The organism is Bacteroides sp. UBA939, assembly GCF_002293435.1.
Classification (GTDB): Bacteria; Bacteroidota; Bacteroidia; order Bacteroidales; family Bacteroidaceae; genus Bacteroides.
This window is the reverse complement of record NZ_DBDF01000169.1, coordinates 1-16,218: the sequence shown is the minus strand read 5'-3', so window position 1 is coordinate 16,218 and position 16,218 is coordinate 1. Positions and strand designations below refer to the sequence as shown.

Here is a 16,218-nt window from a genome sequence, read left to right as displayed (position 1 = left end):
ATAGTTAGTGTTTCATCCCTAAGAGACAGGCTCTTTTTGCATAAATAGCCTGTAAATATGCAATAATGCGCATAAATACTGCATCATTATTCTTTGTTCGTTCATCAAGTACGCTAAAAGGTGAATTTATAAATCAAGCTGTGTTACGAAAAGCCGGATAATGCTATCACAATGAATGCAAATAATGACTATTTATTGCCATTTAGACAGTTCTGCAAATTCCCGGCCTGTATTAATCAAAAGAGGGTAGCCTGAAATCACCAGACTACCCCCTCCATATCAAGAATTAATAATTAAGTTCTATCTACTGTTTATTCTACTTATTCGGAGTATTCCATTTCCTGGTATCCGTACAGGCAATATTCACCGTCTGATTACCGGTTTGGATACGGAAATCACCTTTCTCCAAAATCCATTTACCGTCATAACCCACGAAAGCAAGGTCGGAAGCTTTCACCTTGAGAGTAACGGTTTTAGTTTCTCCCGGACGCAGTTCCACTTTCTCGAAAGCGCGCAGACGACGAACATCGGGAGTCAGCGAGGCAACCAGGTCACTGCTGAACAGCAGTACGCTTTCTTTACCGATGCGGTTACCGGTGTTCTTTACGTCAACCGTGAAGGTCAGTACATCATTGGCAGTAAAGTCAGACTTATCTACCTTGAGGTTGCTATACGCGTAAGTGGTATAACTCAGTCCGTAACCAAACGCCCACTGCACAGACATTACGGCATCATAATCGTAAGCGCCCTCCATTTTCTCAAGGTTTTCGCATGGCTTATAGTCGTAAGTGAACAGTGAATTGATTTCCTTTGAATAGGTATAAGGCATCTTACCGCTGAAGTTAACATCACCGGATACGAGGTTTGCAAGAGCATCGCCACCGTAATTGCCCGGAAGCATGATATGGACAACTGCTTTCGTCAACGGTTCAATCTCACTGATGATACGCGGACGGCCTTCGTTCAGAATAAGAATAACGGGTTTTCCTGTGGCTGCCAGTGCTTTCACCAGGTCTATCTGGTTCCTGGAAAGGGTGAGGTCATTCAGATTACCCGGAGTTTCACAGTAGGAGTTTTCGCCGATGCAGGCGATGATGTAATCCACTCCGGCGGCGGCAGCTACGGCTTTGTCTATTTCGGGAGCTTCTTCTTCCCACCAGGCGCCGCGTTGCTTATAGGTTACTCCCGGCTCGTAAACGATATTGGGAGCGCCGAACTTATTAGTGAACGATTCGAGAATGGTATTGTAATCAGCAGCGCATTGGTCTGCTACATTACCTTGCCAGGAATAAGACCAGCCGCCGTTAAGGGTACGCATAGAGTTGGCATTAGGCCCGGTAACCAGCAATTTCTTACCGGAAGCCAGCGGCAGGATGCCGTCTGTATTCTTCAGCAATACCATAGATTCTTCGGCAGCTTGCAGGGCGGCGGCGGCATGTTCTTTACCACCAAACAGAGGGAAGTCCTGATGATTGTAAGCAGGTGTATCGAACAAGCCCAGACGGTACTTCATGCGCAGCACACGGCGAACGGCATCATCAATACGGCTCATGGGCACTTCGCCTTCTTCCACCAATTCTTTCAGATAGATGCAGAAACTCCATTCGTAAGGAACCATCGACATGTCGATTCCGGCATTGATGGCAATCTTGATGGCTTCTTTCTTGCTTCCGGCAATCTTGTCGCGGGTATAGAGGTTGTTGATGTCCGCCCAGTCGGTCACTATCATTCCGTCCCAGTTCAGGTCTTCTTTCAGCCATTGCGTCAATAGCTCGTAATTAGCGTGGAACGGCAATCCGTTGTTCATGGCAGAGTTCACCATCACAGACAGGGCACCTGCCTTGATGCCTTCAAGGAACGGGGCGAAATGTTTCTCACGCATATCCTGCACGGTGATAGAGGAAGGCGTACGGTCTTTGCCCGATACGGGAACACCGTATCCCATGTAGTGCTTGATACAGGCTGCTACCTGCTGCTTTCCTATATTATTAGGGTCTTCGCCCTGAAAGCCAAGAACGGATTCGCGTCCCATTTCAGCATTCACGTAGGCGTCTTCGCCATAGTTTTCCCAATGGCGGGGCCAGCGGGCATCGCGCGCCAGGTCAAGAACGGGAGCATACGTCCAAGGGATACTGCCCGCTTTGGTTTCGTAGGCAGAGATGCGGGAACCTTCACGAACCAACTCGCGGTTGAAAGTAGCCGCCATATTGATGCCTTGCGGGAAGAATGTTCCGCCCAGCGTATAGGTGGTTCCGTGAATCTGGTCTACACCGTAGATACAGGGAATACCCATTACTTGCATGGATTTATCCTGTATCTTCTTTATGATTTCTTCCCACTTTTCCTTAGATTGGGCAATACCGTTGGGTACATTCAGGATGGAACCGACTTTATATTTGCCGATAACGGTATCCAACATTGCATCGTCCACCTGGAAATCATTAAAGCTACCACGCTTAGTAATAACATCGATGGCAAGCTCTGTCATCTGACCTATTTTCTCTTCGAGCGTCATTTTCTTCAGCAAGGCTTCCACCTTCTTTTCTATCTTCTCGTTTCTTGGAATAGCAGGCGCCACTGTAGATTGCGCCATAGCCGTTAACACCAGCCCGGACAGGGCTAAAAATAAAATCAATTTTTTATTCATGGCTTTGATTCATAGTTTGTATTTTGCGCAAAGGTAATAACATCTTGTTATTCCGAGGGGTATAACAAGTCGCTTTTTACGTATCGTTTTGTTATATCTATCGGCTATACCCTAAAAAAAACGCCCTTGCAAGGGGCGATTACGTTAACTTGCATTATTTACAGTGTAGGAGTTAAGAAGCTGTTTTGAATTTATTCCTAATTAATTTTATCAGTCTCTTTTAAGTTTGTTTTCGGTCTCTTTTCCTGTTTTCACTCGTCACATAGCCCGCTATGTTCCTCTTAAAAACAGAAAAATATCCTCAAAAACAACTCTTAAAAGAAAACTGAATANNAAATTCAAAACAGCTTCTAAAGAATAAGTCTTTTTATTCCAACGGCAAAATAAACCAGAAGCATGAGCCTTTACCCGGTTCACTATCCACACCGATTGTACCGCCTAACTGCTCAATGATACTCCGGCAAATGGAAAGCCCCAAACCGGTACCCTGAACAAAAGAGTTCAGCTTCACAAAACGCTCGAATATCTGTGAGATGCCTTCCGGAGAAATACCTACGCCGGTATCCTTTACATATACTCGCACGTGTTCCGCATCCGGCTGGTCATACCCAATACGGATACTGCCGTGCGAAGTAAACTTGATGGCATTATTCACAAAGTTGGAAATCACTTGGTACAAGCGGTTAGGGTCGCTCGTTATGATGCACTCCGGCAACGTAGAATCAAACAAAAGCTCAACCTCCGGCTTCACACGCAAGCTCATGGAACGGGAAATATCACCGCACAAGGTTTTCATGTCAAGTTCCCTATACTTAAAGTCGAATGTTCCCGCCTCTATCTTGGACAAGTCCAGAATATCCGAAATCAGTTGCAGCAGCAGTTCGTTGTTTTCTTCCACCAGTTTGGAATATTCCCGCTTCTCTTCCTCATCTTCCATTTCAATCAACAGACTGGAGAAACCGACAATCGCATTAAGGGGTGTACGTATCTCGTGGCTCATGTTTGCCAGGAAAGCGCTCTTCAGACGGTCGGTCTCTTCCGCCGCTTCCTTAGCCTTAATCAGTTTTTCTTCCGTCTCTTTCAGTTCGGTAATATCGTAATTGATACTGATTAACTCAATCACACCATTCTCCGGTTCGTACTGAGTAATCACTATATTCACGCGTATCCAATTCCATTTATCCTTCGTGTTGGGACGGCGCACACGCACTTCACTTCTAAGGGTTTTGATTTCACCTAATTTTGCCTTTTCATAGAAGTCCAGTATAAGTTTCCTGTCTTCAGGATGCATCTTATTATATACGCCGGCCACCTCTGCAAGAGGCGTATCTTCATCTTCGCCCCAATTCTTGTACCACTGTTTGATGGCATAACCTTCGCGGGTAAGTAAGTTCAGCTTGACATATCCTACCTTAGCGTAATCAGAAACAAGCTGGAAGAAGTTCTCAAAATCACGGATACGATTTGAGGAAACGATTCGCTCCGTATTATCTATATTAATAAGAACAAAACCGATATAGTTTCCTTTGCTACCGTATATCTTGCTAACCTTGGTATACAGTTCGATGCTATCGGATTTCTTCGTTGAGAAATAATCGCTCATATTCTCGAATTTATAATCTGCTGAGAAATCGAATTCATCCTCTATCCCCAAACGGCTATAAACATCCTGATTAACATTAGGATTATTAAAGAAGTTGACCCCTAACACGCTCTCCTTATCTTCAATACCAAATATTTCCAGGTCTTTGTTATTAATATCAATCAATGTGCCGTTCTTGTCGTAGATTTCAATACCCACGGGGATATTGGCGAAAATGTTGCGCAAGAGTTTCTCACTGCGATCCAATGCCACATAAGCATGACGCATTTCGGTAACATCCATATAAAGACAAACCAATTCATCGGGCTTGGGTAAATAGAAGATGCAGTGGCACGTTCTGCCCGTAGCATGGAAATATTCGTCCAGCTCTTTATATGCACCTTCATGACAGACATCCGAAATAACCTTCAATTTCTGAGAAATTTCATCCGGGGCATAAATCTCCGAAGCCAAATGCCCCCTATAAGTATCCAGAGATACTCCACGAAGGTTAGCGGCAAATTGATTGGATTCCGCTATCCGAAAATCTTTAGGCTCTCCATTTTCGCCAAAAAGAATATTGAGCCGTGTATACCCCATAGGCATATACTTATAGAGATTGGATAAGAAAGCGCGCTCACGGTCGGCTTCATCACGGGCAAGGCGCAGGCTGATACAGATATTGATGATATTGGCAAGGGAAGAGAACCATTGGTAATCTTCGTTCTTCCAACGATAATGCCTGTCCACAAGATCGATACCGATATATCCCCACACACGCTCGGAATTCCGCAGCGGAACAACCATCAGCGACTTTATGTCTTGCATAGCAAGCATATATCGTTCCGCACTCGCCTCTTCGGGAAGTTCGGACAGATTACTCAGCAGGATCGGTTTATCAGACTGTATCTGATTGAACCACCAACCCATGCTACCTATATCAATGGATTGCAAAACATCTATTTCCGGTTCAACTCCTTCAGTCACCACTTCGTAAGTACAACTTTGAGTATGGGCATCAGTATCATACTCGAAGATATATACACGCCCGGCATGGAAGAGTTCGAGAATGTCCCTCAGAACCTTTGAGATGGTATTGCCCAAAGTTTTATCTTTCAGGAAATGATGCAGTGAATTAGATACCGAATTCTGACGGAACAGCAAATCATTGAATTGTTTCAGGATATCATTTGACTGCCCGCCTTCAGGGGTATCTACAACTTGAAGTACACCAAAGATAACCAGATGACCGTCTTCCGCCACCCACTTCTCACCCATACGGGAGTGAACCCAGACTTCACCCTGTAGTGCAGAATGAATAGGGAAAGTTTGCTCATATACCTCCAAATCCCCCAGCAAAAGGAATTCCCGGATAATACGGACACGATAATCTTCACGGATAAATTGACCGAGTTCCGGAAAAGTCAGTATGTTTCTTTCCAGACCAAGCAATTTGCAAAGATATTCGGAAAACAAAGTTTCCTTAGCAACAAAATCAGTCTCCCACCATCCTATTTGTCCAATAGATGAAAGGCGACGAAAACGTTCAACTTCATGGGGTTTATCAACACTCATATTAATAAAGCATACATTAAGTTTCTGAATTGTTGCAAAGATACATTTTAGGGATTAAATTCAATCCTTTTAGGCTCGAATTTTACTCCTCTTTGATGTAATAACTGCTTCCCTAAGCGGCATTATTCATACTGTAGGAGTTAAAACCAATACTCCGGAAGACATAAACAACACTATCGGCTCCAACTCCTTAACTCCTAACAAAGTGATAACACCTTTAATTCCTACAGTATGAATAACGTTACGACAACTCTATTGGCTAAGTTCGTGAGATAAGAAAATCCGTCCCATGAGACAAAAAAATCCGTCTCACGGGACGAATTTTTTCATCTCACGAGACGGTTTTTTTTGTCTCACGGGATGAATTTTCTCGTCCCGTGGGATGAATCTCAATGCTTTAATCTACAGTAGAGTAAGCAGGTTAGAGCCTGTTTTTGATTTAGGATCCGCTCGGAAAGTATCGGGAAGAATCTTACTTGAATAACATCGGGGCAAATTCCGCCAGATAAATACGCCAGTTCTTCCAGATATGACCTTCGCCCGTTTCATAATACGTATATTTATATCCCTTTCCGTCCAGCAACTTACGGAAATCTTCATTGGCTTTATACAGAAAGTCTGTCTCACCGATAGCAATCCAGTAAAGCGCCGGCTTTTTGGCAAACTGTATCTTCAGCTTACCCTCCAAATCCTGATATACCGGTGAAGTAGCATTCTCGTTCGGGAAAATGGCGGCAGAAAACAAGCCCACGTAGTCGAACATATCGGGGTACTGCTTGGAGATATGCAGAGAGTGGAAACCACCCATAGACAATCCCGCAATGGCACGTCCGGATTTACTCTTGACTGTACGGTAGTTCTTATCCACGAACTTCACCACATCAGGGAACGCTTGTTCAAAAGACCCTTCCATTGACTTGGGCAGTCGCATTGTAGGAGGCACCATACCAAGCGAAGATTCACCCGGCGCTGCTTCTTGCACAGCATTACCGTTTGTCATTACAACAATCATAGGTTTTGCTTTGCCTTGCGCTATCAGATTATCCAGAATTTGCGAAGTCCGCCCCAAAGAAATCCATGCTTCTTCGTCGCCGCCCATGCCATGAAGGAGGTAAAAGACCGGATAACGTTTGCCACTGGTCTCATAACCGGCAGGAGTATAGACAGTCATCCGGCGCTCCATATCCAGCGATGGGCTATTATACCACACGCGGGACACAGTTCCGTGAGGTACCTTATTTACTTTATACAAATCAGCACGTCCGCCACCAATAATGAATACATTCGTCAATGTGGCCACATCACGGATAAGGTAAACATTAGCCGGATCGTGCATCCGCATTCCGTCTACTATAAAAGAATAGCTGTACAACTCCGGCTCCAAGGGTTCGGGAGTCGTATATTCCCATACGCCATCTTTGCCTTCCTTTAAATCTGCAATTCTTGGGCCTTCAAACTTTCCGGTTTTCTGCACAGTCAGGAAATCACCGGTAATCTGCACCCGTATTGCTTTCGGCGCTTTCAAACGAAACGTGACGGTGTTATTCTCATGGATATCGGGAGATACAATCTGCGTATTTCCCCAAAGGGCTTGCTGTGCAAAAGTGACTACACAAATCAGCAAGGCTGCGAATAAAGTGATGAATCTTTTCATAATAAAACAATGATGAATTTCATTAATAAATATATTGCAAGTAACATAAATACGATGGTTAACGTAAATTCTTCTACCAATGCACACACATGTATGTGCACATCATAACTTATTTTTAATGATGTCTACTAATTGGTTTTATCCGGACAATGTTCACGGATATAGTTCACTATCAGATAACAAGCCGGCTCAAGTACGGTACCATGATTAAAGCCCTGCAATTCATACAAGGCAACATGCTTATTGCCGATATTCTTCAACACAGAGGCCAGTAAAGCATTTTCTTCCCAACGATCTGCCATTTCCAGGTTACGGTCTCCCGTAATCAGCACAACAGGAGGGCTATCTTTCCGCACACGGTTCAGCGGAGCATACTCGTCTATAATAGGAATGCCATTGGGGAGTCCGCGCTCTTTACGAATGGTATAGTGCGTCACCGTTTGTCCGCTGACAGGCAGGTAAGCCGCCACTTTATCAGCATCCGCGCCATAGGCTTCCATATATTTCTTATCCATTGCCAACATCAGCGAAAGGTAACCGCCGGCAGAATGACCGGAAACGAATATCTTGTCTTTGCTTCCGCCATATTCGCCTATATGGTTGAAAATCCACGCCACAGCAGCGGCTGCATCTTCAATGTATGCAGGGTTCTTGGCTTTAGGGCTCAAACGATAGTTCACTGCCACTACCGCAAACCCTCTATCCATAAGTTCTTCAGGAATATGTTTGTTACCGCTTTCCAATCCACCGCCGTGAAACCATACAACAGTAGGAAAGTCTTTTTTATCCGTAGGGTAGTAAACATCCAGCTTGCAACGTTCTTTACGGTAAGCATCTGCCTCGGAGTCCGGAATATACGGCAAATCCTTTTCTATTTTATACACTCCCTGCGCATACAAGGAAAATACGCAGAACAACAGTAGTACAAAAGTGATCTTTCTTTTCATGGTATTTTATTATTTGAAGTTAATCCGGCAGGCTGATTCTTACAACATACAAGATCCTCTCCCTAATTACAGGCATCAATTACTTTTCAATTTCCCCATGAGCAATATGTTATTGTCATCCTCATCAATAGATCCCAATATTTCTTCCAGTTGTTTACGATCTTCCGCAGAACAATTACCCTCGGCAAGACGCCGCTCTATACGGGTAATGAGATTGCCCGGCTCAAACATGTGAAAGAACCATCCCTTATGGAAATTGAACATTGAAGCCGAAGTGTGCCCAAAGAAGTCATTCACCAACCGGACATAATTCGAAGTATGCGTCTTCTTATTCACCGCTACAAGTCCTTTACCAAAGCTAACCAAATAATAGTTTGGTATTTCATTATATACATGAAATGGTCGTTCAGAGACATCACCAAAATCCACCGTGAACTTGGGGTGAATTTTGTTCGCATTCTTATCATAGTGAAAAAGAGTGTCGCACGATGTCAACCAAAAACTAAATTCCGAAACATTATGATAAGCAAACATTTCCGAATTGAAGTTTTCAACTAAAAGATAGGGAGCAGGCTTCAACTCTTGCTTAAACGAGCCATCACTACTATACTGGATAGCAAGAAAATTTTCCGTATTATTTCTAAATGGCATGTGAATAATAGTGATATCCCCATTATCATCTACCTCTATTTTGGGTTTGTTTAATCTATTTTTAGCTACAATTTCACGGACAAACTTTCCATTAGTATCGTACACCAATATCTTAGAAGAGGATGCAAAAGAAGATAAATATATCTCATCTCTCTTTTCATTGATTACCTCATCATAAATAACCTGATTATATTCTCCCGGACCATTTCCTACAGAACCGACTTCACATTTCAACTTTCCATTATGGTCAAACAGTAAATACGGGCGACCACGGGATTGGCGAATACCGATATAGTTATCTGTAATAGCAGGCAATACACTATAATTAAATAAGGCATTATCCTCATTTTCAAAACGAACGACTTTAAAGTCTTCCACTAAATCGCTCAAATTCATCACAAGAGTATCTTTTACCTGATTGAGATGGCAAACAGTCAATTCGTTTCCATCAGTTTCTACAAACGTCAAGGTGCCGTCACCTTTTGACGTAGTACTACAACTTATGCTCAACAAAACGGCAAATAAAGCAACTACAAAATTTATTCTTTTCATACCATTTATTATTATTTGTGACTTTCTATATCAGATTTCCATTTTATATAAATTCATCATACTTACCATTTATACATGTATTATTCACCACCAAAATGGCAAATCCATTTATGCAAAGTGCAGTTTTTAGAACTAACAGCCCAAATATACGAATATATCGACAAATAATGCATAAAAAAGAGTATTTTCTATGAACTCATTCTACAAATGAATACTACTTATTATTGTTTTCTATCCCAAGGTTATCCTTTTTAGTTGAAAGGGTGCAGCTATCCTGCATAAAAGGCATAACCATCTCATTTAAAGGATGCAGCTATCCGGTCGAAAAGGTGTAGCCCCGGCGAATAACCCTTGTACTTCCCTGTATATTAGGGAAAAAGATGAACTGTTTATTAGTTACCAAGGTTTTTAAATCACGAAAGCATTGCCTCATATAGCATTTATTCGTTACATTTGCACTGAACTTAAAATTTCATTCTTATGGCACACCGTCTGAATACCAACAAACAGTTTATGATAGGCAACGGGCTTCTGGCTTTTGCAATTATCTTTGTAGTCGTTATTTTCGTTTATATGAGTATGCGCTTGCAAAAACGAAAAGATGAAGATCGAAGATTTATTGAGACGTACACGATTATACTGACCAAAGGATTCACGGGCGATTCCCTGTCATTGATGATTAATGACAGTGTGCTGGTGAACAGGAAAATAACGGAAGAGCCGTTCTCTATCGACGTGAAACGTTTCGCGGAACAGAGTGCGCTGCTGATTGTGAATAATGAGACAGAAGATCTTTCTTTGTTTGAACTGAGCGAAAAAGGCGGTAGTTACCGGTTTGAGAAAGAGAATGGGGAAGTGAAACAGTTGGCGCAGAAATAAAGAAATCTATTGCTACCAATCTTTTGAACAGAGAACGTATCATAAATCAGAAAAACAATCGTGGGAGAAAGACATAGATAAAGCGAAATAATTCTCGTCTTCATTCAAAATACTCATATTGCTCGACGAAAAATGACTCTATCTCTTTAACTAACTCAGGATTCTCATTTAATGATATATTGTTAATAAGCATATAGGCACTTTTTTCAATATTTTCTTTATGATAAAAATATTGATCGCTAAAGTAGGTCGCAATGATTTTTGAGTAAACCCTATATCGTTTAGTGTAGCTAATATCTTCTCCGAGTCCATTTGCCCCAACAAACCCAAAAGAGGCTTTTTTATTATTTTGATATATAGTGAGCAATAATATTGATGCAAGTATTTATAATCCTGCGTGGTTCATAAGTATTTGTCATCATCCTATATTTATTCTTAGACAGGGAATGGTTCTTCTGATAGAATTTCACAGCATAAATACTGTATTCGTATTCTTCTACCCGAACAATGTACACTAACTTTGATTTGGTTGATTTGAACCGATACAATGATACATAAAGGGAACCAATTGAGTCTCCCTTATCTTTTTGAATAAAATAAAATGGATATGCGCTTTCAAGCATTACAACAAATAAGGATATACAGATATTCTCCTCTTTTTAAGTTCCTCTGAGGAAACATCAGACAGAACAAATTTCTTACTTGATTTCAATTGGATAAAATCAAGTTTATTCTTTTTTGAAGAATCAATTTGCTGTTTTAATCTAACATTACCCATGGCATCTAATGTGCTCTAATTTTGTATAGTTGAATATTTGGTAGTGCAAACATAGCCATTTTTATAACAACAACAATAACATCAAAATAAAAATCATCATTATTATGAGTATTTTACCTTTGACAATATCATTATCACTGTTACTAAGGTTATTATCAACTACACATGCATTTCTATCTATATCAACAATAGTATATCTTACCTTTAACACACCCTCATATTCCTATAAGATCAGTTTCTCCGAGATACCCTCAAATCCTTCTCGAACTATTTCACCTGAAAATAAAACTTGTGTTTCAGTGATTTACCAGGCATCCGGAAAGTCAGTTCCACAAAGTTTTCTTCATCTTCAAGGCAGTCTTCGCAATTGTACGTAACGAGTATATCCTCACCCTTCGGCACAGCTTTCAATTGCGAAGCGCAGTTAGAAGTAAGTTTCGGCATGGAAGCTGTAGTAATTTTCTTTCCTTCTATAGATAAAGAAACAAGATAGGAATCTTTACCGTCCGCCTTACTGTCGGCAGTGATAAGAGTAGGCAATTTCCTGTAATTCCGGATTACACCTTCCGCCCACTCGCGACGCGTTTTATCAAAGAAATAATCGACGGCAGGTTGCATTTTGGTAATGCACCGGTCTATTTCTTCAACGGAGGAGATGTCAGAGATATGGGCTTCCATACCTTTTATCAAATCTTCCATCTCACGGTCCTGCTCTTCAAACTGACGAACCAACGATTCATGCTCGCTCTCCGGGAAAGGATAGCGCACAGCATAGGCATACGTTATCTTACCGGACTTCTTCTCCTGCCGTTTTTCCCAATAAGACCCTTCGACCTTGGAAAGCGAAATACCTTTGATGAAAGGTAAAGAAGCGGCACGGGTAGAGCCTTCGGCAGTATATTGATCGACAAACTCCGTGATACGGTCGCCATTGCCGGAAGTTTGCTTCACGACATGAGAGTCCGAAAATTCTATATTCTGCGCAACCGCCTGGAGAATCTGCCGTTTCACACTTTCCAGGCATTGCTGACGGGCTTCTTCCATAGAAGAAGCCTCAGCTGAAGCTACAATATAACCCGACTCGGCTGACTCATACCATGCAGGAGCTTTCTTGTCACTCTTCTCAACCACTTTATATGCCTGGGCAAACACCGAAACAGTTCCTACGCAGAAAAGCAGAGCAACCGTTATCCCTATTTTCTTTATCTTCATAACCGCTTTCCCTTTCTTTATTTCCAATTAACAGGAATATTGTGAAGAATCACTTTGCAATTATCTACCGCCATCTCAGCGTACGAGAGAATGGCGCAAGGTGAGTTCACTCCCTTTATTTCAAAGACTTTACCTATCCTTATACCTTTCGGCATCTTATTTCCATAGGTTGAAGTCGTGCAACCTTTTTCCGCCACCTGCATGATTTCAGTGAACGTGGCTCCATCAGGATCAATAGCCAATCCCATACGAATAGCTGCATTATTGTTTGTAGCACCCGTATTCCTGAAACGAACATGCATACGAATAGTACCGGCGGTTTCGTTACCTTCACAAGAAACCAGTTCAAACGTAAGGTTATTGCAGGAAACAGCCGCTTTATATTCGGGCAAGGGCGTTTGTTCGGGTTGCGCTGCAACCGGTGCAGGAGCGGGTACAGGTTCCGATACAGCTACAGGCGGCACTTCGGCGACCGGCTCCGGAGAAACAAGCTCTGGAGTCGGTTCAGTAGCAACAGGCGTTTCCTGCGGCTCTTGCTGCCCTATTTCCTGCAACATTTTAAGAATATCGCCGTAACAGGGCACTGTTTCAGGAACGACCGATAAATAAGCGCCCGCTTCCCTTAACATACCCGCGTCAATCATAACACGGGCTTTCTCGATGATGATGGGACAATTCTGTTGATAGAATTCCGTAATATGCTTACGGGTATTACGGATGAAGCGGACAAAAGCCGGGTCAGTAACCTTAATACTCGAAATAAGCGAAGCAATAGCATCGTCTGTACTTCCGGTGGCGTCTCCCTGCACTTCTATGACAGCCGTGCCATATACGCTGTCATCATATTTGTTACGGGCGGTCAGAGAGAATTCTCCCGTAACCAATGTTACGTCACGCAGCAATCCTTCCGTCTTCCTGGTTTCTCCGAGAACCAGTTCAGGTTGAATTACGAACGCATTGTAGAGCGATGCCACACCGGCATTGTTCCTTGCCAGGATTTGTTCCACTTTCAGTTTCAGTGCATCCTTGTTTTTCTGGTTTAATCCCTTTTGCGCAGGGACGCCTGCCACAAAATGAATGGTTTCCTGCGCCGCCACACTTAGTGAAACAACAAACAGCAAGGTCAAAAGAGCGATACTTTTCTTCATGATATCTAATATTTATTTAATGGTTACAGTCAATCCTTGCCCCATAGTAACGATTGATGCAACATATTCTCCTCCCAGCTTTTCGTCAAGGAAACTCTTCAGTTCGGTACTGAAACGGGAAATAGTATAAGCACGTCCCTGTGCTTCGTCCCAGATAGGCACCTTCATTGACATGTCGATTACCTTATCATTACTGCGGCTCATATCGTAAACGCCATTCAAGGCGTGGGTTTGCAACCAATCTTCCAGCACCACCTTAAAGCCTGCGCTTTCGTCAGGAAGAAGCTGATCGAAGTCCCAATCGGTAACAGACTTCGCCAATACCATCTGGATAGCCAGTTCGCGTCCATTCTTCACAATGTCATTAAACGATGCCTGCAATTTTGTGAAAAATTCATCTTTCACTTTCTTCAGGGCATAGTCCGTCAGCTTGATGGTATCCGTAGTCACGTATTTACCGCTTTGGAAGGTAGCGCTTGCCAGATTGCCTGCCGTTTGGAATTCGGTAGCTGTCAACTCCAGCGACACTTCACTCTGACGTTTCGCATCGGTGGTCGACATTACTCTGGCGGTCACAATGATGTCCGCGCCCATGTTCTGTATCATCTTGGTAACACCATCCGACTGGCTTCCGGCGGTCAGCACATCATTCCGCTTGGTACGCTTCAGCTGAGCGATAAAGTCTCTCGTCTTATACCCGCGCGAACTGAATTCACTGGTCATCTTACTGACGGCATAGCTCAACATCTGGCTCCGGTCAAGAACAGCCCGTACGTCCTCCTCTTCCCTTGTATAAGGAACCACCGTCACCGTAGGCAAACTGACCTGGCTGCCGGGTGTTCCTACTGCCATGCCAAGGTTGGTCTGTACCTTATTCCGGACCAGGTCTTTCTGCAAGGCATCGAAAAGGATGGTCACTTCTACCGTACAGCGGTAATTCTTGCCTTGTTTGCTCGGTTCTTCCGTAACGGTATGACTCTTCACGAATACCGAATACCGGTCTTCATCGAAAAAGCGACGGTCATAGTCAGGTTTTGCGTCAGAAATCATCGCGTTACCTCCATTGACACCGTCCACCCCTGTATAGAATAAGGTATGGAAAGCAGATTTCACAGCCATCTTTTCCGCTTCTTTTTTCTTCTCGCTAACACCCGAAGAGCGAACGGTCAGTGTATTCCCCTGTTGTTGCAGGAAAACCACTTCAACGGAATAGTTCTGCCCGAAAAGACCGACGGACAGAAATATCCCCAGAAGCAGCAATAAGCATTGTTTGGTCATAAATCAATATTTTTATTAGTTTAATATCCCTCCCATCAAGGTTTGCTCGCGGGACACAATCTTGATGACTTGTTCATCACGGATCGCTTTCAGGATTTCTTCGCCACCTTTCTGAACTTTGCATAAAGATATATCATCACCTTCTACGGCTTTCACGGTCAGACGCCCGATTTCTTTCCTGGCTTCGCGTCCGGCAACTTCACGAATTGCGTAAACGGTAAACTTCTGAGCATCTTTCACCCCATGCATCGAGCCAAGATTGATATATACTTCTTCCGCTTTCCCTTTCTTCTCGCTGTTCACCTCGAGGATTGTTCCTTCCATTTTGAAGTATTCGTCCACGAAGTCGCGCATGCTATACACGGCGTTCTTAATGGTTTTGGCTATAGCTTCTTCTTTATTGCCACCGGTTCCGCCGGTCAAGCCGCTATGCTGGAATGTTTTCGTACCAATCAATGTTCCATTCTTCGGGTTGATCACTTTCAGGGAGTATGATATCGATCCGTCATAATATCCTTTGCCTTCCCTCGTCTTATAAGCGGCTGTCATGGAAGTTACCTGACCGGTAATGATGAACTGTGCGCCCAACTCTTCCATCACCGAGAGGCGATCCATTTCATTGTCATCACCCGACGAAATATTCTCCGAAGAGCGACGCTGTGATTCAATACGCAATGCATCCTGCGAGTCAACATCAATCAGGATAACACGTTCCATCTTCTGGATTCCTTCGATTACCGTATTACGCAACCCTTCTACCCATGCAAACGGCACATCGCCCGAGCGCTTGAAATAGTCAATAAACACAGTCGGTTTTCCTTTTGGCTCATCCAAATCCTGGGCAGAACCAACCACGGAACACAGTACACACAGTACTAAAAACAAACTCTTTTTCATAAATCATTTATTATTTTTAAATTACTACTGAAACTTTTTATACTTGATTTTTCAAAAATAAACATTTATTATTAATCGACAAACAAGTTTAGGTTTATTAACATAAAGTTAGAATACAGACGGATTCCTCGCTGTAATTAGTTGAGGTGATGAATGATGAGTCAGTGGGGTAAAGGATTAAGTAAGAGTAACTTAAATGATTAGTAGAAGTATCTCTATTAGCTTCGCTGACAGAGATACTTCAGTAAATCATCATGCATAAACTAAACTAACAGTAACGAAGTAGTTATAGGAAATCACAACAAACGTACCCCATCTCCATACCATCCTTTACCTGTATTATTCATACTTCAAGAGTTAAAGTATGAATCATGCAGACCCTATCACACACTACCTGCTCCGTATCAAGTCCGTACCA

The 16,218-nt window shown here is 42.8% G+C and carries 10 protein-coding genes; 1 reads left to right on the top strand and 9 read right to left on the bottom strand.

The features are described from left to right. Positions 1-316: 316 nt before the first annotated feature. From B2Z67_RS10710 to B2Z67_RS10690, 5 genes are all read right to left on the bottom strand, one after another. Complete coding sequence (locus tag B2Z67_RS10710) at positions 317-2,647, bottom strand: glycoside hydrolase family 3 N-terminal domain-containing protein (protein ID WP_291529823.1); 2,331 nt, start codon at positions 2,645-2,647, stop codon at positions 317-319. 367 nt (positions 2,648-3,014) lie between these two features. Next, positions 3,015-5,804, bottom strand: coding sequence for an ATP-binding protein (locus B2Z67_RS10705; RefSeq protein WP_291529822.1), 2,790 nt, complete (start codon positions 5,802-5,804; stop codon positions 3,015-3,017). Between the two features lie 472 nt (positions 5,805-6,276). Further along, positions 6,277-7,458: an esterase gene (locus B2Z67_RS10700; protein ID WP_291529821.1), complete on the bottom strand. Its 1,182-nt coding sequence runs from the start codon at positions 7,456-7,458 to the stop codon at positions 6,277-6,279. 128 nt (positions 7,459-7,586) lie between these two features. Continuing rightward, the gene (locus B2Z67_RS10695) at positions 7,587-8,405 is read right to left on the bottom strand and encodes an alpha/beta hydrolase (RefSeq protein ID WP_291529820.1); all 819 of its coding nucleotides are present in this window, start codon (positions 8,403-8,405) and stop codon (positions 7,587-7,589) included. A gap of 75 nt (positions 8,406-8,480) precedes the next feature. Continuing rightward, the gene (locus tag B2Z67_RS10690; RefSeq protein ID WP_291529819.1) at positions 8,481-9,608 is read right to left on the bottom strand and encodes a 6-bladed beta-propeller; all 1,128 of its coding nucleotides are present in this window, start codon (positions 9,606-9,608) and stop codon (positions 8,481-8,483) included. A gap of 480 nt (positions 9,609-10,088) precedes the next feature. Here B2Z67_RS10690 and B2Z67_RS10685 point away from each other — a divergent pair, with 480 nt between their 5' ends. Then, positions 10,089-10,487 carry a hypothetical protein gene (locus tag B2Z67_RS10685; protein ID WP_291529818.1) on the top strand — a complete coding sequence of 133 codons (399 nt, stop codon included), beginning with the start codon at positions 10,089-10,091 and terminating at the stop codon, positions 10,485-10,487. A gap of 1,045 nt (positions 10,488-11,532) precedes the next feature. Here the strand turns inward: B2Z67_RS10685 and B2Z67_RS10680 are convergent. Genes B2Z67_RS10680 through B2Z67_RS10665 form a run of 4 tightly spaced genes read right to left on the bottom strand, consistent with a single transcriptional unit; the run spans position 11,533 to position 15,800 of the window. Beyond that, a complete protein-coding gene (locus B2Z67_RS10680; RefSeq protein WP_291529817.1) occupies positions 11,533-12,477 on the bottom strand; it encodes a hypothetical protein in 945 nt (314 codons plus the stop codon). Between the two features lie 17 nt (positions 12,478-12,494). Then, positions 12,495-13,625: a hypothetical protein gene (locus tag B2Z67_RS10675; RefSeq protein WP_291529816.1), complete on the bottom strand. Its 1,131-nt coding sequence runs from the start codon at positions 13,623-13,625 to the stop codon at positions 12,495-12,497. A 12-nt stretch (positions 13,626-13,637) separates the two neighbouring features. Continuing rightward, positions 13,638-14,903, bottom strand: coding sequence for a DUF6175 family protein (locus tag B2Z67_RS10670; protein ID WP_291529815.1), 1,266 nt, complete (start codon positions 14,901-14,903; stop codon positions 13,638-13,640). A 15-nt stretch (positions 14,904-14,918) separates the two neighbouring features. After that, entirely contained in the window at positions 14,919-15,800 is an 882-nt protein-coding gene (locus tag B2Z67_RS10665; protein ID WP_291529814.1) for a hypothetical protein, read from the bottom strand. Between the last annotated feature and the right edge of the window lie 418 nt (positions 15,801-16,218).

Excerpts from the sequence above, each read along its gene's own strand:
- B2Z67_RS10710 (WP_291529823.1), bottom strand. The coding sequence starts at position 2,647 with ATGAATAAAAAATTGATTTTATTTTTAGCCCTGTCCGGGCTGGTGTTA.
- B2Z67_RS10705 (WP_291529822.1), bottom strand. The coding sequence starts at position 5,804 with ATGAGTGTTGATAAACCCCATGAAGTTGAACGTTTTCGTCGCCTTTCA.
- B2Z67_RS10700 (WP_291529821.1), bottom strand. The coding sequence starts at position 7,458 with ATGAAAAGATTCATCACTTTATTCGCAGCCTTGCTGATTTGTGTAGTC.
- B2Z67_RS10695 (WP_291529820.1), bottom strand. The coding sequence starts at position 8,405 with ATGAAAAGAAAGATCACTTTTGTACTACTGTTGTTCTGCGTATTTTCC.
- B2Z67_RS10690 (WP_291529819.1), bottom strand. The coding sequence starts at position 9,608 with ATGAAAAGAATAAATTTTGTAGTTGCTTTATTTGCCGTTTTGTTGAGC.
- B2Z67_RS10685 (WP_291529818.1), top strand. The coding sequence starts at position 10,089 with ATGGCACACCGTCTGAATACCAACAAACAGTTTATGATAGGCAACGGG.
- B2Z67_RS10680 (WP_291529817.1), bottom strand. The coding sequence starts at position 12,477 with ATGAAGATAAAGAAAATAGGGATAACGGTTGCTCTGCTTTTCTGCGTA.
- B2Z67_RS10675 (WP_291529816.1), bottom strand. The coding sequence starts at position 13,625 with ATGAAGAAAAGTATCGCTCTTTTGACCTTGCTGTTTGTTGTTTCACTA.
- B2Z67_RS10670 (WP_291529815.1), bottom strand. The coding sequence starts at position 14,903 with ATGACCAAACAATGCTTATTGCTGCTTCTGGGGATATTTCTGTCCGTC.
- B2Z67_RS10665 (WP_291529814.1), bottom strand. The coding sequence starts at position 15,800 with ATGAAAAAGAGTTTGTTTTTAGTACTGTGTGTACTGTGTTCCGTGGTT.